Raw genomic sequence first — 18821 nt, 5'->3', positions numbered from 1 at the left:
TAAACCACTACAAGTCCAACTTTTTTTGTACCCTTTTGTACCCAATCGTACCCTCAATAAATTCAAGGAAAAAAAATTATAAAAAGTTTAAAATATTTTTAATTTTAGTAGTTAAACAGTTTCTATTAAATTTATTTAGAATTAATAAAAATAAATTTGGTTATTAAAGTTTTGCAATTTACATTTGCACTATTAATAACAATTCTAAATAAAAATGAAGATAGCTACCAAATTAACGAGCTTATGCTTATTATTACTAACCTTTTCAGTTTCATGGGCACAACAAACTGCGTTCATCTCTGGAAAAATTTTCAATGCAAATAATGAAGCGTCAGACAATGTTTCCATAATTCTGAAAGGAACTCAAATAGGAACTATTACGAATGCTGAAGGAAATTACGAAATCAAAAACATCAAGCCAGGAAATTACATCCTAAAAATCTCTGCGGTAGGTTATTCTTCTAAAGAGAAATCAATTTCAGTCCAAGCCGGTGATGAATTGGTTGAAAACTTTACAATCAATGCAACTTCAGAACAACTAAATGAAGTGGTTGTAAACGGTGTAAAGACAAATTCATTTACAAGAAAAGAAACGCAGACTGTTTCGAAAATGCCATTGAAAAATATTGAAAACCCGCAAGTTTATACTACAATTTCAAATGAACTTTTAAAAGAACAAGTGGTTACCAATATTGATGATGCTTTGAAAAATGCTCCAGGATTAACACAACTTTGGTCTTCAACAGGTCGTGGTGGCGATGGTGCAGGATATTTTTCATTGAGAGGATTTCCAGTTCAAGTAACTATGGTAAACGGTTTACCTGGATTGACGAACGGAAGTTTAGATCCTGCAAACATTGAAAGAATTGAAGTAATAAAAGGTCCATCGGGAACTCTTTTTGGTAGTAGCTTAATCTCCTATGGTGGATTAATAAACATCAATACTAAAAAACCTTACGAAAATTTTGGTGGTGAAATTGCTTACACCAATGCAAGTTACGGTGTAAATCGTCTAACTGCAGATGTAAATACTCCATTAAACGAAGATAAATCAATCAATTTCCGATTAAATTCTGCCTATCATACCGAAGATAGTTTTCAAGATGCTGGTTTTAGAAAATCATTATTTGTAGCGCCATCGTTGTCGGTAAAAGCTTCAGAAAAACTATCATTTTTGTTCAATACAGAAATTATGAATTCTGAATCTACAAATCCAACCATGCTATTTTTAGATCGTGGTGCGCCATTACGTGTTACCAATATTGACGAATTGAATTACACTAACAAGCGTTCGTACACAAGCAATCAGTTGAGTATTGAAACGCCATCGTACAGTTTGCAAGGTCAGATGTTTTACAAATTATCAAAAGATTGGACATCGCAGACCGTAGTTTCAAGAAGTTCATCCAAATCAAAAGGATACTATTCGTATTTATATGAAACAACACAGTTTTATCCTGCAACATTATCAGAAGGTATCGTTTTAGGGAGATTTTTCAATTATCAAAACTCTAGTACTTTGGCTACTGATATTCAACAAAACTTTATTGGCGATTTTAAAATCGCTGGATTAAGAAACCGAATTGTTGCTGGATTGGATTACTTTAACAGAAATGTAACTGATAACGGTTCGGCTTATGTTGGAAATGGTGTGATTTATATAGGAAATGCAAGTTTGCAAAACGTAAACGAAAATGTATTCGGAATTACAGATCCTACTGCTTACATTACCGATGGTGACAGCGGAAATCTAACGCAAGCTGGTTCTGATGCGCTTCTAGCAAATGCGACTTACAATAATACCAAAAATAAACAAGAAGTTTATAGCGCTTATGTTTCTGACGTAATCAACTTTACACCAGCACTTTCTGCTATGGCAAGCTTGCGTGTAGATCGATTTATAAATGAAGGTGATGTTACTACAAAGGCGGATAACTATAATCAAACTGCGTTTTCACCAAAATTTGGATTAGTTTATCAGCCAATTTTAGATAAGGTTTCGGTTTTTGCCAATTATATGAACGGATTTTCAAATGTTGCTCCAGGAAGAGATTTACTTGCTGATGGAACTACAAGACCACGAACATTTTCTGCCGAAAAAGCCAATCAGTTGGAGTTTGGAACAAAATTAAATATTTTAAAAGATAAAATATTTGCAACTTTAAGTTACTACAATATTGAAGTTTCAAATGCTGTTTATACTGTTTTCACTGCAAATACGCAAACTAATTTTCAAGATGGAGCACAGAAAAATAAAGGTTTTGAAGCAGAATTTATTGCCAATCCGATTAAAGGTTTGAATATTGTTTTAGGATACAGTTATAATGATAGCGAACTTTCTGCAGGTGATCCAGATTTTGTTGGTTTTAGACCAGAAAGTGCTGGACCTCAAAATTTAGCCAATCTTTGGGCAAGTTATAAATTCCAACAAGGAAAACTAAACGGATTTGGAATTGGTTTTGGAGGAAATTATGCAAGTGAAAACAAAATCATGAACCGAAATGTTTCAGGACAATTTAGAATTCCAGAATACACTATCTTAAATTCATCATTATTTTACGGTGCCGAAAAATATACGCTAACATTAAAATTAGACAATATCTTTAATGAAGAAGCGTACGACGGTTGGTCGACAGTTCATCCAAAAACACCAAGAAGTGTTGCGGCAAGTTTTGCTTACAGATTTTAATTAAAAAACAAATTCCGTTTGATTACTTTTTCAAGCGGAATTTTTAAATCATTATTTTATGAAAAACAATATTTATTTTATCGCTTTATTTTTTCTTTTTTCAGTCAATAGTTTTGCCCATTTTTTATGGATTGAAACCAATACGAAAGGAAAAATCAATCAGAAACAAGAAGTGAAAGTGTTCTTTGGAGAATACAGTTATGGTGCAATTGACAAAGTAGGCGAAGAAGGCTTTGAAAAAGTTAAAAATTTTACACTTTGGGCAATCAGTCCAAATGGTGACAAAATAAAATTAGAGGTCACTCCAGAAGCCACATTTTACAAAACTACTTTCACACCAAAAGTGAACGGCACATATACAATTGTTCTAAATAACAATGAAATTGATGTGATTGATTATACGCAATATGATTTTGGAATTTTCAAAACTCATTATCACGCCACTGCCAAAATTGAAGTTGGAGAAAAATATGCCGAAACAGTTTCAATTAATCCAGAAGGCATAACGATTGTCGACGTTTCAAAGAAAAATTTGAAGCTTAACGATGAGGTTGTATTGAAGATTTTATATAAAAATAAGCCAGTAAAAGACAATGAAGTTGTAGTTTTTCTTAAAAATCAGTTCAACCAAAAAATCAAAACGGATGAAAATGGATTGGTAAAATTTACTTTACCATTCGCAACAAAATACATAGTTGAAACAACAATTAAAGAAGAAGTTTCAGGAAAGTATAACGGAAAAGAGTATCAATTTGTTTTTCATAGTGCTACTTATCCCATTATGATTGAGTAAAGAAAACAACTGCAAGGTTATGGATGTTAGAAAAAAAATGCGTTTTTTACACAAATGGCTTGGATTAATTTCGGGGCTAATTGTGTTTATTATAAGTATTACAGGTTGTATTTTTTGTTTTCACGACGAGATAAAAGACATAACTCGAAAAGAATGGCGATTTGTAACTCAAGAAAACAAAGCTTTTCTATTGCCTTCGGTTTTACAAGAAAAGGCTAGCAAAATTATACCTAATAGCAAATCAGGAATGGTTGCTTATCACGGTAAAAATCGATCGGCGGTTGTTTACACCCATAATAAAGAAGGGAATTTTTATGTTTATTTCAATCCTTATAATGGAAAATATCTTCAAACCGAAAATCCTGCAGAAGACTTTTTTATAATTGTAGAATACATCCATTTGTATTTGCTTTTGCCGGATTACATTGGTAAGCACATTATAGGCGGTGCGACAATACTATTCGTTATTTTATTGATCTCAGGAATTATTCAATGGTGGCCAAAAAAGAAAAAAGATTTAAAAAACAGATTGAAAGTAAAATGGTCTGCAAAATGGCGACGAGTAAATTATGATTGGCACAATGTGTCGGGATTTTACATTGCTACAGCGGGATTAGTATTGGCGATAACGGGATTAGTTTTTACTTATGATTGGGTAGGTGACGGAATTTATTATACAGCAAATCTAGGTGGAAATCGTGAACTAGAACAAAAGAAACCAGTTGTCGATACAACATTTTATAAGTCTGAAACTAGTGTAGCTATCGATAAGGCCATGAAAACAACTTTTTTGAAAAACCCTACATCAGAAATGTATTTTATAACCACACCAGACGATAAAAAGGAGCCAATAACTACCGGTGCATATCCGTATTCTTTGCGATTTGATCATCAAAACAATTATTATTTTCATCCTAATACCGGAGTGCTTTTAAAAGAACATTCATTTGAATCAAAATCACTAGGATTAAAAATTGTTGAAATGGATTACGGCATTCATACAGGACAAATTTTGAATTTGCCAGGAAAGATTTTAGCTTTCACAGTAAGTTTAATTGCTGCAGCTTTGCCTGTTACAGGTTTCATGATTTGGTATGGAAGAAGGAAAAAGAGTAAGTTGATTGTAAATAAAAATTAATTTTTTTTCTGTTTTTATGAATCAATCATTATATATCTGATTTATCCGCAATTCGCCATCCAGCTTCCGTTAACACAAAATAGACGGTATAGTGTTTTTTTGATAAGTTACTTTTTAATAAAGAAGCAAAAACAGTACTTTTGATTTTTGTACTGTAATTCACCCTAGCCTGTTTACTATTATTTTCAAATATGATTGTCTCAATCTCATCAAAAGTTTCATCAGCTATTTTTACTTTTTGAATATGATACTTTTCATCTTCCTGAGTTGTTATTAAAAGGTAAGGTTTTGCTGCATTGGTGAATTGTATTAGCGGTTTTCCAAGATCTTTCAATTTTTGAGTTCTTTGCACCAATACAAACCCCTTTTTTTCTAATCCAGCATTTAGGACTTTTTGTGCATATTTTGGATCACTGCAATACATATCGTAGTCCAAAACTTTGGGGTATTTGTATTTCATTGTAATAATTTCTGTTGCCAGTTTTTTATTTAAAGTTGGATTGGTGCAACTATTAATTAATATACTTATAACGATTATCGGGTAAAATAGCTTTTCCATGTTTTTTAAAGTTTAGATTTATTATTATTCAATTAATACTCTTTTATTCTTTTAATCATTCTTTCAAGAGCATCAATAGCAATTTCTTTGTCGCGCTCTTCTGCAACATATGCTTTGCTTCGCATTGAGTCAAAAGACAGATCATTCTTGTTAGGTGTTGACAAAAAAGGAACTATTGTTTTAAAAACCTGATTCATTGATTTTGAAATAAGAATTTTTAATTCATTTGAAGCTCGTAAAATGAGAGCAGTCTGGTCTGTGGATAGTTTACATAACACTTTATCTCGTACCTTATCAATCACTACACTTTGAAGCTTATTTTTATCAATATCATAATTTGGAACAGCCAAAAGTTGCTGCTTTTTCTTAAGATAAATAATTTCCTGCTTAAACCAACCGCTAACTATTTTTTTTAAGTTGTGAAATTGAGGATTTAAGCTCGCATTCGCCTTTATCTGGATCTGATTGAACTCTTTATAATGCAAAAGAAGAGTTTCCATTTTATCGGCAGTACTTTCTAGAGAGTTAATTTTATTAATTATTGACTGAGTAAAATAATTAATAAAATGCCTATCATTAAAATTCATATAAATTAGCAGCTGCTCTAAACCGGAATGAAGTTTTTCCAATTTGACACTTAGTGTCAAAGCTTCCAATTCCTTGATCAATTCTTTTTTATAAAGTATTTGTCGCAAAGTCACTGCTTTATTCTTTCTAGGATTGACAAAAGAATACAGATTAGTAAAAACGATACCTATCAACTCTTCATCGTATATATTTGCAATAAAACTACTTTTTAATTTGTCTAATTTTTGTCGCATTTTATTTTTTGATAGAGTGTGATAGGCAACTGTTATTCTGGAATCCAAGCTTAAATATTTACCAAATCTGTTTTCAATAAACAAGATTAACTCATCTAAACAGGAAATAAGTATACTTATGACTCCTTTTACAGCTTCATTCTCTTCACCAGCTAGTTCGTTTGTAATTGTAAGATTGTCCAAAAGAATTATTAAAGCAGAATGATAATTTTGAATCAAAACCTTTATTTGTCTTTCCTTTTTATAAGAGAACACCTTAGCTGTTAATTGTGACTGAATCACTTGTGCTTCTTGATTTGCTTTTTCAATTATTACTTTTGATTGTAATGTTGTAATCTGATTAAGATTATTTTTTTTAGGATCAAGCGTTAAAGTCACCACCGAATCCAGCCATGCTAAAAGATAGGTTTGAGTCATGATTTTATACTTTTTATTAATAAATTTTTGTTTCAAAATAGTTAATGAAAATTAAATCGTGAACGGTATTCTGAGGGAGACAAAGAGGTATGTCTTTTAAAAAAATTACTGAAAAAAGAAGTAGTGCTAAATTGCAATTCTTCTGAAATATATAAAATGGTTAGATTACTATTTTGAAGCATAATTTTTGCCTCCATAACTATAGCTGTTTCTATAAGTTGCTTTGGACTTTTCTCAACAACTTCTTTAACAATTTTATTGAGATGACCTGCAGTGACAAACAATGCATCTGCATAAAACTTTACACTATGCTGCTTTCTGCAATTTACATCTAGCAGTTTAAAAAATTGAATTACTAATCTTTCATTTCTTGAATACTTAACCTCTTTATACCAAGATGATCGAGAATAGAAACGCGCTAATTCATAAAGTAAAAGATTAAAACTATATAATATTAATTCATCTTTAAAAACATATTTGTCAGAGGTATGTAGCTTTCTATTTAGATATTTAAATAGGTAAATTAGCACTAAGACCTCATTAGTATTAAGAGCGATTTTATTTGCAGTTTGTAGAATGAAAAATTCAAAATAGCCAATGTGAGGCCATTTTATACTGTTTTTAAATGCAAAATCTGATGTAAATGATATCTGACTAATTTGTAATTGATCGCTCATATTCAAAATTTCACAAGTTGTCTTTTTAGGAATTGAAATAAGTTCACATACTGACAGATATATTTCTCGGTTGTTAATTTGCATCCATAAATAACCCGAATGAATTATCAATATAGAATAATACTGTGCAATAATGATCTCTTTTAAAGCATTCTTAGAGGTATAGCTTTCAAAAATGAACACTTGCAAACCAGAGTGATTTAATTTTGCTTTTTTATTAACCAAAACATTTCTTATTTAAAGTCTGTTGATCATAATTTGAATTTTTACAAATTTGTTTTAGAAAGAAATCTAAACATTAATGAAACTGAAATAAAAAATAAATTTGAAGCACCATTAATAAGAAACAACCATGCTAAATTATGTGGGTCAGCAATTTTTATTTCACCATTTATGAGGTAGCCCACTATTTCATCACAGAGTAATAAATCTGTGATGAAATAAAGACTAACTAAGTTGAAAAGGATTAAGACCAGATAAAAAAAGTGGATTATTTCCTTTTCAAATAATTGGAATTGACGCATAATTAATTAGTAGCTGGAAGATTTGCCATGATTCCTATAACAAGCGATCTTCCAACAGCACTATCTAAATTATCAACTGCACCAATGAAAGCTCCTGCTCTATTACCTACCGATGATTCCCAATCTTTATCTTTCCTTCTACCCTCATAATAAAGAGAATATCTAGTGATTGAGGCAGTGGTCAAAATAATTCTCTTATCCTCCTCACTAAATTGTGCATCAGCCATAACTCCTGATTCATAGGAAACAATAAATTGATGAACCGTTTCATATTGGACACCTTCCAGAAAGAGTAATGATTCCATAAAATCAGAAAAACTGACTTTTGCTAGATTTGATAATGAGGAATTTGCAATAGACTCATCAAATTTCATTTGAGGATAATTCACAATATCTTGGCACTTCTCAAGACATGCTGGTTGATTATCCAAATTTAAAAATGAGAATTCTGTATTTGCATTTACAATGGCACATATTTGTTGACTAATAAGCGGTATTGTATTGTACTGATAATTTTCATTCAGATAGACCTCAAGTATATCATTATGTAATTTGCCAGCAAAATCATAAATATTTGCCGGATTTTCTGCGGTCAAAATTTCTTCAAGACTTTCAGCTTTTTTTATTTTTTTTGCGGCAGTTCCTCTTGTAATAGTTTCTTCGGAATTTACTGTATCAGAGGTGCACGAAAAAGTTAGTAATACTAAAATAATTAATGAAAATGAAATAGATTTCATGATTAAAATGTGTTAAATGTGACCGGCTACTTTCATAGCCAATTCATTTCACCCGGATAAGCAGAATTTTAGTTTCGCACGATGCTAAACATTTTTGCTTTTGAATTCATGACAAAACTATAAGTCAAATTTTTGTGTTGCAAACCATCATGTATGGATTTCCAAGATATGAAGTATTGATTTTCTGGAAATCCATAGGTGATTTTCAGCATAAAATTCACCAAAATTTGTAGGTTTTGTAATCTTTATTACAATTTTCAATAATTTGTATCGTTATAATTTTTGAAGAGTATTTTTAGTTCAAAAATACTTGTCTACTTTAACTATCGCCCCACCTTTTTTGAAACCTATGATTAAAAAGAAACTTTTAATAGTAACTCTTTGCATAGTAAAATTTACTTATGCACAAGAAATAAAATTTCAGATCCCTGATTCGCTCCAGAATAAAGATTTTGATTATTTGTTTGAACAGATAGAATCCTCGCAGCAAGATGAGAAAAAACAAGCTTTATATCTGAATTCGTTTTTATACAAGGCCAAAGCAGAAAAAAATGCAGAAGAAATTGTAAATGGATACAAAAACTACATCTACTATGCTCCTGAAAATTTAAGACTGGTTTATGCTGACAGTATGATTTACAGTGCCCAAAGGTCAAAAGATAATGCATTAATTGGTTCGGCATATCTTTCAAAAGGAATTGAATATTATGCTCAAAAAAAACACAATTATGCGTTGGACAATTATTTGATAGCAAATAATTTTATTTCAAAAACCAATGACAAATACTTAATCTATAAAGTAAAATACAACATTGCAAGCATAAAATACTACCTAGGGTTTTATGATGAGGCAATCTCTTTGTTTAACGAATGTATCACTTTCTTTAAACAAAATAATGATAGAGCCTATTTAAATTCACTTCATTCCCTAGGTTTATGCTACAATAAAACTGGCAACTATGGCTTATGTACAGAAACTAATGAAAAAGGTATTTCGGAAGGAAAAAGATTGAAGAATGATGAAATGAAAAATTACTTTATTCATTCGGAAGGAATTAATCAATATTTTAAAAGTAATTATACGTTAGCAATTCAAAAAATAAGCGACGCATTGCCGAACGTAATCAAAAATAAAGATTTTGCAAATGAATCGGTTGGCTATTTCTATATCGGCAAAAGTTATCTGGGTTTAAAAAAAATTGAAATTGCATTATCCTATTTTAAAAAAGTAGATGAAATTTTTGAAAACAAAAATTACATTCGTCCCGATCTTCGCGAAAACTATGAAATATTAATCAATTATTATAAATCAAAAAAAGATTTAAAAATCCAGCTTTTCTATATTGGTAAATTATTAAAAGCAGACAGTATTATAAATACTAAGTACAAGTACCTCTCTAAGAAAATTTATAAAGAATATGATACTAAAAAATTACTGTTGGATAAGACCAGAATCGAAAACTCCTTAAATAATAGAAAATACAATGATTTCATTCTTATCAGCGTAATAGCCATATTGTTTATATCACTACTTTTCATTACATATTTTCATATCCGCAATAAGAATTTATACAGGCAAAAATTTGAGGAATTAATGAGTAAGAGTGAAGAAAATACTAAAACTGAAACCAAGATAAGTACTAGAGGCATTGAAGATATTAATGAAAGTACAGTAGCCTCTATTTTAAAACAATTAGAGAAATTTGAAAAAGATAAAAAATTTCTGGAAAAAGATTTAACAGCAGTCAAGCTAACGGTTGCCTTTGGTTCTAACGCAAAATACTTATCAAAAATAATTTTTCATTACAGAGGAAAGAAATTTGTAGATTATATTAATGACCTAAAAATTGATTACATTACTTCATCATTGAAAGAGGATAAAAGAATGAGAAATTATACTAACAAAGCCTTAGCAGAAGAAGCAGGTTTTAGCAGCACACAACGCTTTGCTACTGCTTTCTTTTCTAAAACTGGAATGCCTACCTCGTACTTTATTGACCAACTCAAAAAAGAACAAACGCAAATAGAAAACTTAAAAACAGAATAAATTATAGTAGGATTAGATTAATTGTATAGGATGGCGAAAACTAAATTATTAAAAATTCATAGCAATTACATCCGCTATCTGGTGTAAAACTATACTTTTACAGAATTAATTTTAAAAACACTTTTATGAAAGATTTAATTGCAAAAATAAATGCAGAAATCGAAACGTTCAAAACAGAAGCGGAATCGTTAACTGAAAAAGGAGTTAAAGCAGCTGGTGCAAGAGCTCGTAAATCAACATTAGAGCTAGAAAAACTTCTGAAAGAATTTAGAAAAGTTTCTGTAGCGGAAGCAAAAAAATAATTTTTTAAACTACAAACCTCAACTAATTCATTTTAATTGAGGTTTGTTTTTTATCTAACTCTTTATTTCAAGAATAAATTTAAATTTGTTCTGTAAATCATTCTACTCTTTCATCAATTGCTTCAAACGTCCTTGGTAGGATTGCAAATAGTTCCTTTTGGTAGTGTCATCTAAATAAGAAGCGTTTATCAATTTTTCAACCATTTCAGATTTTGATAGCATCAAATTCAAAATTTCTTTAAAGTTCTTTTCACTAATCCCAGCTAAATCAGAAAGTACTGAAAATTGTTTGCTGATTTTTCCTTGTCCTAAGTTTTTAGGCAATAATCCATCTTCCAATGCGAAGTCTTTATCTTCAATATGAATACGGCTATTCAATAAATCATAAGCAGGACTCAACCTATAGTCACCCTGAGCAGTTTCAAGCAATGAGAAATTTTTAAAATGAGCATCTCCATTAGAAAATAAGTAATTGAATAATAGAATTTTCAACAACTTTGGTGCTTCTAATTTATAAACCGGCAGATACTTTTGCATCAATTCAAATAACTCTAGGTAATTCCCTAAGTACTTGTAATGTTCTCCAAAGGTTTGAGGCGTTCTGCCAGCCAAAGAAGCAAAGTCTTCTTGACCCATTTTCGTGCCATCTTCGTTAACATCAAAACGTTTGGTGATATATGCGGGTGCTCCGTTCTTAAAAAAAATCAATGCATTTTCTGCTGTTTCTATTCCATAAACCTGTCTCGCAATTTGCATGGTCAAATGCTCGTTGGCTGGCATTTGATTTGGTTTTTTACCTGCACCAGGAATTGGCTTCAAAATGTAAGAACCTCGTTCACCTTCATTAATAAGTCGCAGTTTATTTTTTTCAAGCAATACAGAAAATTTTTCCTGTACGCCTGAAATGGACATCCGTTTTCGATTTTCTTCAAAAAGCGTATCTGTTTCTTCATTTGACGCTGGGGAATCATAAGGCAAAAAATGACGCACTTTTTTACCATCAAAAACCCTATTTAAACAAGTCCTGCTATACGTATCAAATCCTTCTACTAAAGTTCCTGGACAATATTTTATTTCTGGTAAATTCATTATTTTTCTATTTTAATAACTCTAACAGCGCCTATACTATCCTCCTTTGCAGTAATCATAAGTAGTCCAAAATAATCATCCAAATCGATCCTATTGTATTTGCATACTGTTAGTTTATTTGATCCTTCTGGTAACATATTATAAAAAAATGGAAACAAAAATTTTGAATAAAATTCTTGCTCGCTTTTCGGCAAAGTAAGACTTATGGCTTGCTTACTGCTATCTGTAATCCAAGAAACGTAATAGCGAAAAGAGAACGACGCATCATCATGCTGGGTTAGCAAACCAGCCTCTTGATCTTTAAAAAGAATTACAGCATTTCTCATTTGTTAGTTGTGTTATTTTTCACTTGCAAACACACTTCCATTCCCAAAACATCAGCTAATTTTTGTAATGTTTTGAGCGTAGGATTACCTTTTCCGCTTTCAAATTGTTTTAATGTTCGTAATCCAACATTAGACAATTCTGCCAAGGTATCCTGTGTGACTTGGAGTGACTCTCTACGGTCTTTTATTGTTTTTATCAATTCATCGAAGTGCATTATACGGCTCTTTTTTATACAAATATAGGTATAAAATCATTAATTACAATAAAAAGAGCATTAAAAAGCACTAATTGATGTAATTTATTAAGTTTGATGCTAAATTTTAGTAAATAGTGCTTTATAACGCACTATCGATTTGCAGTTCAATTATAAAAAAATTAAAATACACATTATTTACTAATTAAAAATAAGCATAATATCTTTTTAGTAAAAAGCAAATAGCATCATGCTTGATTCCAGAATTAAACATTATATATTCCAGAATTAAGAGCCGTAATGTCAAGCCAAACAAGAATTGAACTTAAATTGTAAAAACCAAATAGTATAGTGTTCAATTCGCGAATTACACACTTTAAATTTTGGAATTAAAGAACTATTTGAATTAGTAGGTTATTGCTTAACACTATTAAAATTAAGTTTTGGCAATAAAACTATTTTAATACCAAGGCTTAACTTTCTGAGTCAAAAATCATGTTTTGTCACTTATAAGTGAGTTTCAATCAGACATAATAAATAAAAATACATTTTTTTATAAACTCATGAAATCCATAACAATAAACAAATATTTGTATCTTAAACCAATTAAGTTTTTTTTTCAATTTTACTTTAGTAAATAAGTTAAGGTAATTAAACAAGGGCGAAATTTACCTTTATAAAATAAACACGGGTAAAAAATAAACAATTTTACTCTCGATATGTTTTTCATTTACTTTTCGCTAAATTAGATAAATTGAAACACTACTAAATAAATTAGTTATCATATCAAAGCCTCTTCCTCTATTGACGGAAAATAGTCAATAATATTTCTTTTATCTTTAGCTATATTTTCAATCATTTTATAGCAAAATTCACTTATACTTTCTTTTTCTTTATTAGTCAACGAATTAGATATAATGTTATTTCTATTAGCAGGATCAATGATTTTAATAAACATTATATTTTCAGCAAAAAAGCTAATTGTTTCTAGTAAACATTTCTCTATTCCATAAGAAATTTGCTTTTTCTCAAAAGCTTTTTTCACTAAAAACTCTATGTGAATTGACTTCAATTTTAAGTTATTCTCAAGTTTCCAGACTTTTAATAAGCGAATAATTTTTTTCTCTTTAGCAGAAAATTGCAATGTCTTTGATTGCTTCAAATAATTGGTTTTCTTGTACGTTGGCCTTTCAAAAAAGCCAGTATTGTTTACATATAAATAAGTGTCTCCTGAATTATTATCGACTTCCCTTAAAGGAACAACGTCGATTCTTTTTATTTCATTTTCAATATTAAATTCCAATCCTATTGAATGTTTTTGCTTTCTAATTCCAACTAATTTTGCATCTTCAAATTCGTCAAATATAAAATCAGAAACTGAATTATAAACATTCTCAATAGAGCCAGAGTTTCTTTTAAATGGTATTTGTATATCTATGTCTGAACCATAAATTGAAGTGTCTTTTGTAATCGAACCGTTTAAATTAGGATAATTAGCTAGCTCTTTTTTAAATTTAGAATCTAATTTAGTTTGAATTTGTTCCGCTTTTTCAAGTAATAATGTATTGTCATCTTTATAATAATTCAAGGTTTTATTCAAATATTTTGGAACATTCCCAACCGATGCAATAATTTTTGACATCTTATTATCCCTAATTAAACCTATCGCAAATCCACCTGTTCCACCTACAACAGCACCATTTCCAAATGCTTTGAAAAATTTTAACCAATCAAATTTTTGATTAGAATTGGGATTATTTAATTGTTGGAAAATATTAATTGTAGCATTTCCAATACCAAATATTAATACTCCATTAGTTGCATATTTTAAAGCTTTATTCATATTAATCTTCTTTTATTGATTCAACAAAACTTAATGTAGTCAATATACTATGATATAATGTGAATTTTGAATTAGCAAAATTTAATCTGGAATTTCTATCAAGATTTTTTGTAGTGTAAGCAACAAAACAAACATCCTCATCACTCTCTTCCGCCATTATTTTATCAATTTCAGCTTGAGAAAACTCCCCATCAATATTGTTGAAAATTATTAAATCGTGTTCTGGAATTACATTAGTAGTATTATTTATTCTAAAAATTAAATGTTTAAATTTAAATTTAGACATCGTGCTTTTAATATCTATTTGAGCATCCTCACTTGGACTTATAACAAGAATCTTTTTTGTGTTTTTAAGACTATTTTCAAATTCTTGATTACTCACTAATTTAATAATTTCTTCTCGTTTTTGCTCAACTATTGTTTCAATTTTATCATCAATTAATTTTTCGACTTTTTTCTTTATCCCCCAGAACATCATATATATTCCATATAGTGTTGTTGGAATTCCAAATAATAATATCAGACTAAATATATTTTTCACATTGTCATAATCATCTACGATTTCTTTATTTAATTCCTCTTTAGCTTTTTGAAATTCAATTATAGAAACATTTTCAATATTACTCTTATAGTCTTCTAAATAACTAATTCTTTTTTCTAATTCTACTGTTTTATCAGGTGTGTTTTCGGCAGATAATATATTACTTTGAATCATCAAAGAAAATATAATTGCAAATAATTTAAGTTTACTCATATCTATATAATTTATTTTTAAATTGAACATAAAAACCAAGTTCGATCTTGGTTTTGTTATAACCTATAATTAACATCACAGGATTTTTTATTGAAACTTCTTTATGGTTTGTTATTGCATTAATGGCTTTAATATCAGTATTACTAGGTATTGGTAAATTATTAGGATGTGTATGCCATTCGCCTACATAATACTTTTGGGGATTTTCATTATAATAGTTTTTCAATTTATCATCTATTCCTACAGTATCTCTCTCAAACAAATATGGTGTTGCTTTATATTTATTTGGAAGAATTGTATCTGTAATATTTAATTGAGTTTGGTCACTGGTATAATAACCTATTAAAAAACCTCCAAACTCATTTGGATTATGCTGTACACCAATATCAATAATATTTGAAAGCAGAACATCCTCAATATTAATTATCAATCCTATTTCCTTATTTTTATATATCAAAATTCGTTTAGTTTAATGTTAAATCCGTTTTCATCTTTAGTTTTCAGAACAAAGTTTCTTAATACTTTACTTTCATCTGAAAGTTTTAAGTTTAGATGCTTGATTGCAAATTGTACGAGTGTGTTAATATCATTATAGGAAGCTTTGAAAGTTGGGCTCCAGCATCCAGTTGGATTATGAATATCTTCCAAATCATTTTCTAAAATATTTTCAAATTGATTCATAACCCAATCATAACTTTTCGGTTCAACTGAACAAACTAAATCTTTTGCATTGTTTGTGATTGACATAGTTATCAAGCGTTTTAAATCAAGTTGGTTTAAAATATATAATAAATCATTATCAGTTGAACAGTCAATAATTAAATCATAGCAATCTAAACTTTGTTGCAATATGTTTTTGGCATCATTTGATTTATTTAACACCTTTGAGTAATGATGAAATAAACGACAATCTATAATACCAATTTCTACAAATGGAGAAATTCTAAACAATTCATTTGATAATTCATCGACCTTATTACACAATCCAGTAAGAAAAGAATATTCCGACCTACAAACATTTTCTGGTTCTTTTATATCAAAATCAATAATATCAATACTGGTACAGCCACATCTTGTCAAAGTTGTCGCGACAATACTTCCTATAGCTCCAATTCCAATTATTAAAATTTTACTTTTGGTAATCTTATCTGCCAATTTGCCTCTTCCAAAAAAATAATCGTAAGAGCAATTTCTTGTAAAACTCCAAATAATATCTTTGTCAATGAATCTACCTTTCCAGATTTGATTCTCTTTACAAGATTCGATAGGGAATTTCCCAACTTCTAGAATTGCTACTTGCCAATGTATTTCTAATTCAAAAATCTTATAACCAATTAGTAAAGGAATTGGATTCCCTTTTATTTTTTGATTTCTTTTTTGAACATTGTCTAAAAACTTAAAAAGATCTTGTGTTACGAGACCTTCCAAATCTTCCCAATTACTTATTATAAATTTTTTCTTTGTTGTGGGTGGGGTATCCAAAAACACGTATAACCCAATATTTCTATTTGCTAATTGCTTAATGTGATTACTCCATTTACATTCTGTGATTGTTCTGCTGAAAGGGTCTTTGAAATTTTGAATAATATGATTAGAAATTGTTTTGTCAAAATACAAACCATCAATTATTTTTGAATATTCAAAAAAGCCAAATTGATTTTTATTGAAAGAATAATCAACTTCGGTAAACAAATAAGAAAAATGAATGTTATTAAATTCTTTTGGTTGGAGAATTATATGTTCATAATGACTATCATTTTCTTTATTCAAATAATATTTTACAATCCATCTTTTCAATGAATTAATGTCTATTTCAATTTTTTTCCTTAAATCAATATTATGGGAAGTATGAATACAAATAGAGCCATTGCCCATTACGTGTCCATATTCTAAAAAATCAGTATTAAAAAAAGTTATTGATTCTGTATCAAATTTCTTTAATGGATATTCAGGAAAAATCTTAACATCAAAAATTAAAGTTTCGTCGCTATCAACTATTGAGACCTTTATTTTTCCAACAATAGTAGAATCAAAATCTGAACTAAATGGGATTTCAATTGAAACTCCATTTAGTTCAGAAATGATTTGTTGTATTTTATTTAGTCTTGCATCCATCAATTAACCGAATCTTTCATTTTTTGGTGGAGCAGAATAGAATCCATTTCCTTTATTTTCATACTTATTATCAGCTTTCTCTTCTTCAACAAATTTTGCGTTTTCAGGAAAGTATGTTTTGATATTTTCATCATTATCCTCAATTCTTTCAAGCATATTTTTCATATCATACGAAAGTGTTTCTCTTTCGGATTCAGTTAGTGAATCAATTAAATCATTGGAGCTATTTCCAGGATCTTTAAGTGTAAAACCGTCCTTTGTTACTTCATCACGAATATATTCCAATACAGTTTCTAATTTACTCCATAAATTACCAGTAATTGCTTTATTATCAAAAGCTTTAATTGTAATCAATTCTAAAAAGAACGATTTAGTCGGGTAATTATATTTGGTGTTTTTCCAAACTTTCAAAAGACGAATAATTTTCCTAATCGACTCTTTTTCTGTGGTTGCTCTATCTTTGATGTTTTTAATTTGTGCTTGAACATTGGTTTTAATTCTTTCACTTCCAGCGTCATAATTACCATACTTATAATACACATACAAATTCAAATTTTCATCATCACTATATTGGTCTTGATTTAATTCTCGCCCAGGAACCACATCAATTTTCACAATATCTCCATCATCATCACTATGAAACTCAATTCCAACGGAAACTTTTTGCTTTCTAACCGTAGCAACATCGTTATATTTTTCATAGAGAAAATCATAAACATCCTCGAACATTTCCTTTAGTGTTCCTTTGGAACCAAAAGCATTTCTTTTGAATGGCGAAACCATATCAAAATCAAACTTGGTATTCATAGCCGTATTTTTTGCGTATGAACCCGAATTAAATGGAGAATAAATACTATCACCATACTTTTCTTCCAAAGCCTCTTTAACCTCTTTGTTCTTTTCTTTATGCTTCGTTAAAAGCTGTTCCACTTTGGTAATTTGATGCGTTTTAATTACCGAATCTAAATGTAAATTCTTGTCCATATTTTATTTAATTGCTTTCATTGATATTAAATTATCTAAATTGTCTTTTGTTGAAGCATTTGGGTCACTTCTTAAATATTCTTTTCCGTTTCGCAAAACATATGTTACATTTACCTTAATATCCCAATTTGGATATTCCCAAACAACTGTTTTTATGTTTTTGTGTTGTTTTAATAAATTAATAGCTTCTAAATCACTTGTTTTTTCTCCCATTTTCCAAGAGTTTTCATTAGTCATTGGATGTAACATTACGTGGGTAATCCTTTCTTCTGAATCCTTCCATACACCTGAAATTAAATAATCTGCTGATTTAGCCATAATATTTTAATAATTTATATGTTTATAATTCTGACACATATTGCAATCATTGTGCCAAACTGATAAAACATTTATATATCTGTCAATTTGGCATTTTATTTGCTATTATGATAAACATAACGTACTTTTGCACCATATTTTAAAATCTATACATTATGAGAGACTTTAAAGGTATTCTCTACTATATGATTGGTAACAGAATTAAATCCTTAAGAACAGAAAGAAGTTTAAGTCAAGAAGACCTTTCATTACACTTAAACTTATCTAGAGCTTCTATTTCTAATATTGAATTAGGAAGGCACCAAATTCCATTATTTTTACTTTATGAGCTATCCTTATTTTTTAAAATTGGGATTTATGATTTAATCCCTTCAAACGAAGAAATTCAATCAAACTTAAACTCTAATAATCCAGAATTGTCTAAAATTTTAGACACGCAAAATCTAGATTTATCTCAAAAAGAAAGCCTTGAAAATATATTAAATAGTATATAG

General features: G+C 29.4%; 19 protein-coding genes. 6 read left to right on the top strand and 13 right to left on the bottom strand.

Going from position 1 to position 18821, the window contains the following annotated elements; all coding sequences use genetic code 11:
• Positions 1–214 precede the first annotated feature (214 nt).
• From G9Q29_RS05445 to G9Q29_RS05435, 3 genes are read left to right on the top strand one after another with little or no spacing between them, the layout of a single operon-like run.
• Positions 215–2689: a TonB-dependent receptor gene (locus G9Q29_RS05445; protein WP_166134111.1), complete on the top strand. Its 2475-nt coding sequence runs from the start codon at positions 215–217 to the stop codon at positions 2687–2689.
• 58 nt (positions 2690–2747) lie between these two features.
• Entirely contained in the window at positions 2748–3482 is a 735-nt protein-coding gene (locus G9Q29_RS05440; RefSeq protein ID WP_166134109.1) for a DUF4198 domain-containing protein, read from the top strand.
• A 19-nt stretch (positions 3483–3501) separates the two neighbouring features.
• A complete protein-coding gene (locus G9Q29_RS05435) occupies positions 3502–4620 on the top strand; it encodes a PepSY-associated TM helix domain-containing protein (protein ID WP_166134107.1) in 1119 nt (372 codons plus the stop codon).
• Positions 4621–4648: 28 nt separating this feature from the next.
• On the opposite strand, the gene G9Q29_RS05430 is transcribed toward G9Q29_RS05435, so the two are convergent.
• The 4 genes from G9Q29_RS05430 to G9Q29_RS05415 form a co-directional block, all read right to left on the bottom strand.
• Positions 4649–5179: a hypothetical protein gene (locus G9Q29_RS05430; RefSeq protein ID WP_166134105.1), complete on the bottom strand. Its 531-nt coding sequence runs from the start codon at positions 5177–5179 to the stop codon at positions 4649–4651.
• A 32-nt stretch (positions 5180–5211) separates the two neighbouring features.
• Entirely contained in the window at positions 5212–6417 is a 1206-nt protein-coding gene (locus G9Q29_RS05425; protein WP_166134103.1) for a hypothetical protein, read from the bottom strand.
• 41 nt (positions 6418–6458) lie between these two features.
• Entirely contained in the window at positions 6459–7319 is an 861-nt protein-coding gene (locus G9Q29_RS05420; protein ID WP_166134101.1) for a helix-turn-helix domain-containing protein, read from the bottom strand.
• A gap of 301 nt (positions 7320–7620) precedes the next feature.
• Positions 7621–8355 (bottom strand): hypothetical protein, encoded by a 735-nt coding sequence (locus G9Q29_RS05415; protein ID WP_166134099.1) that lies wholly within the window; start codon positions 8353–8355, stop codon positions 7621–7623.
• A gap of 349 nt (positions 8356–8704) precedes the next feature.
• Between G9Q29_RS05415 and G9Q29_RS05410 the strand changes: the two genes are divergently transcribed.
• Positions 8705–10402 (top strand): AraC family transcriptional regulator, encoded by a 1698-nt coding sequence (locus tag G9Q29_RS05410; RefSeq protein WP_166134097.1) that lies wholly within the window; start codon positions 8705–8707, stop codon positions 10400–10402.
• A gap of 125 nt (positions 10403–10527) precedes the next feature.
• Positions 10528–10704, top strand: coding sequence for a histone H1 (locus G9Q29_RS05405; RefSeq protein WP_166134095.1), 177 nt, complete (start codon positions 10528–10530; stop codon positions 10702–10704).
• 102 nt (positions 10705–10806) lie between these two features.
• On the opposite strand, the gene G9Q29_RS05400 is transcribed toward G9Q29_RS05405, so the two are convergent.
• From G9Q29_RS05400 to G9Q29_RS05360, 9 genes are all read right to left on the bottom strand, one after another.
• Positions 10807–11793: a type II toxin-antitoxin system HipA family toxin gene (locus tag G9Q29_RS05400; protein ID WP_166134093.1), complete on the bottom strand. Its 987-nt coding sequence runs from the start codon at positions 11791–11793 to the stop codon at positions 10807–10809.
• Entirely contained in the window at positions 11793–12119 is a 327-nt protein-coding gene (locus tag G9Q29_RS05395) for a HipA N-terminal domain-containing protein (protein ID WP_166134091.1), read from the bottom strand. Before G9Q29_RS05395 ends, G9Q29_RS05400 begins: the two co-directional genes overlap by 1 nt.
• On the bottom strand, positions 12116–12334 hold the full coding sequence (locus G9Q29_RS05390; protein ID WP_166134089.1) for a helix-turn-helix domain-containing protein: 219 nt from the start codon (positions 12332–12334) through the stop codon (positions 12116–12118). The genes G9Q29_RS05395 and G9Q29_RS05390 overlap by 4 nt, the downstream gene beginning before the upstream one ends.
• A 760-nt stretch (positions 12335–13094) precedes the next feature.
• A complete protein-coding gene (locus G9Q29_RS05385; RefSeq protein WP_166134087.1) occupies positions 13095–14156 on the bottom strand; it encodes a nucleotidyltransferase family protein in 1062 nt (353 codons plus the stop codon).
• Between the two features lies 1 nt (position 14157).
• A complete protein-coding gene (locus G9Q29_RS05380; protein ID WP_166134085.1) occupies positions 14158–14910 on the bottom strand; it encodes an NARF domain-containing protein in 753 nt (250 codons plus the stop codon).
• Positions 14903–15367, bottom strand: a complete 465-nt coding sequence (locus tag G9Q29_RS05375; protein WP_094152283.1) for a Mov34/MPN/PAD-1 family protein — start codon at positions 15365–15367, stop codon at positions 14903–14905. The genes G9Q29_RS05380 and G9Q29_RS05375 overlap by 8 nt, the downstream gene beginning before the upstream one ends.
• Positions 15364–17025 carry a ThiF family adenylyltransferase gene (locus G9Q29_RS05370; RefSeq protein WP_166134083.1) on the bottom strand — a complete coding sequence of 554 codons (1662 nt, stop codon included), beginning with the start codon at positions 17023–17025 and terminating at the stop codon, positions 15364–15366. The genes G9Q29_RS05375 and G9Q29_RS05370 overlap by 4 nt, the downstream gene beginning before the upstream one ends.
• Positions 17026–17028: 3 nt before the next feature.
• Complete coding sequence (locus G9Q29_RS05365; RefSeq protein ID WP_166134081.1) at positions 17029–18009, bottom strand: nucleotidyltransferase; 981 nt, start codon at positions 18007–18009, stop codon at positions 17029–17031.
• Between the two features lie 3 nt (positions 18010–18012).
• On the bottom strand, positions 18013–18327 hold the full coding sequence (locus tag G9Q29_RS05360; protein ID WP_166134079.1) for a DUF3892 domain-containing protein: 315 nt from the start codon (positions 18325–18327) through the stop codon (positions 18013–18015).
• Positions 18328–18482: 155 nt separating this feature from the next.
• On the opposite strand from G9Q29_RS05360, the gene G9Q29_RS05355 reads away from it, so the two are divergent.
• Positions 18483–18821, top strand: a complete 339-nt coding sequence (locus tag G9Q29_RS05355) for a helix-turn-helix transcriptional regulator (protein ID WP_166134077.1) — start codon at positions 18483–18485, stop codon at positions 18819–18821.

It is taken from the genome of Flavobacterium turcicum, from assembly GCF_011365745.1.
In the GTDB taxonomy this organism is placed as follows: domain Bacteria; phylum Bacteroidota; class Bacteroidia; order Flavobacteriales; family Flavobacteriaceae; genus Flavobacterium; species Flavobacterium turcicum.
The sequence above is the reverse complement of the archived record's forward strand: the minus strand, read 5'-3'. Positions and strand labels throughout refer to the sequence as shown.

Excerpts from the sequence above, each read along its gene's own strand:
- G9Q29_RS05385 (WP_166134087.1), bottom strand. The coding sequence starts at position 14,156 with ATGAATAAAGCTTTAAAATATGCAACTAATGGAGTATTAATATTTGGT.
- G9Q29_RS05440 (WP_166134109.1), top strand. The coding sequence starts at position 2,748 with ATGAAAAACAATATTTATTTTATCGCTTTATTTTTTCTTTTTTCAGTC.
- G9Q29_RS05410 (WP_166134097.1), top strand. The coding sequence starts at position 8,705 with ATGATTAAAAAGAAACTTTTAATAGTAACTCTTTGCATAGTAAAATTT.
- G9Q29_RS05405 (WP_166134095.1), top strand. The coding sequence starts at position 10,528 with ATGAAAGATTTAATTGCAAAAATAAATGCAGAAATCGAAACGTTCAAA.
- G9Q29_RS05390 (WP_166134089.1), bottom strand. The coding sequence starts at position 12,334 with ATGCACTTCGATGAATTGATAAAAACAATAAAAGACCGTAGAGAGTCA.
- G9Q29_RS05445 (WP_166134111.1), top strand. The coding sequence starts at position 215 with ATGAAGATAGCTACCAAATTAACGAGCTTATGCTTATTATTACTAACC.
- G9Q29_RS05370 (WP_166134083.1), bottom strand. The coding sequence starts at position 17,025 with ATGGATGCAAGACTAAATAAAATACAACAAATCATTTCTGAACTAAAT.
- G9Q29_RS05415 (WP_166134099.1), bottom strand. The coding sequence starts at position 8,355 with ATGAAATCTATTTCATTTTCATTAATTATTTTAGTATTACTAACTTTT.
- G9Q29_RS05355 (WP_166134077.1), top strand. The coding sequence starts at position 18,483 with ATGAGAGACTTTAAAGGTATTCTCTACTATATGATTGGTAACAGAATT.
- G9Q29_RS05360 (WP_166134079.1), bottom strand. The coding sequence starts at position 18,327 with ATGGCTAAATCAGCAGATTATTTAATTTCAGGTGTATGGAAGGATTCA.
- G9Q29_RS05365 (WP_166134081.1), bottom strand. The coding sequence starts at position 18,009 with ATGGACAAGAATTTACATTTAGATTCGGTAATTAAAACGCATCAAATT.
- G9Q29_RS05380 (WP_166134085.1), bottom strand. The coding sequence starts at position 14,910 with ATGAGTAAACTTAAATTATTTGCAATTATATTTTCTTTGATGATTCAA.
- G9Q29_RS05435 (WP_166134107.1), top strand. The coding sequence starts at position 3,502 with ATGGATGTTAGAAAAAAAATGCGTTTTTTACACAAATGGCTTGGATTA.
- G9Q29_RS05400 (WP_166134093.1), bottom strand. The coding sequence starts at position 11,793 with ATGAATTTACCAGAAATAAAATATTGTCCAGGAACTTTAGTAGAAGGA.
- G9Q29_RS05430 (WP_166134105.1), bottom strand. The coding sequence starts at position 5,179 with ATGGAAAAGCTATTTTACCCGATAATCGTTATAAGTATATTAATTAAT.
- G9Q29_RS05425 (WP_166134103.1), bottom strand. The coding sequence starts at position 6,417 with ATGACTCAAACCTATCTTTTAGCATGGCTGGATTCGGTGGTGACTTTA.
- G9Q29_RS05395 (WP_166134091.1), bottom strand. The coding sequence starts at position 12,119 with ATGAGAAATGCTGTAATTCTTTTTAAAGATCAAGAGGCTGGTTTGCTA.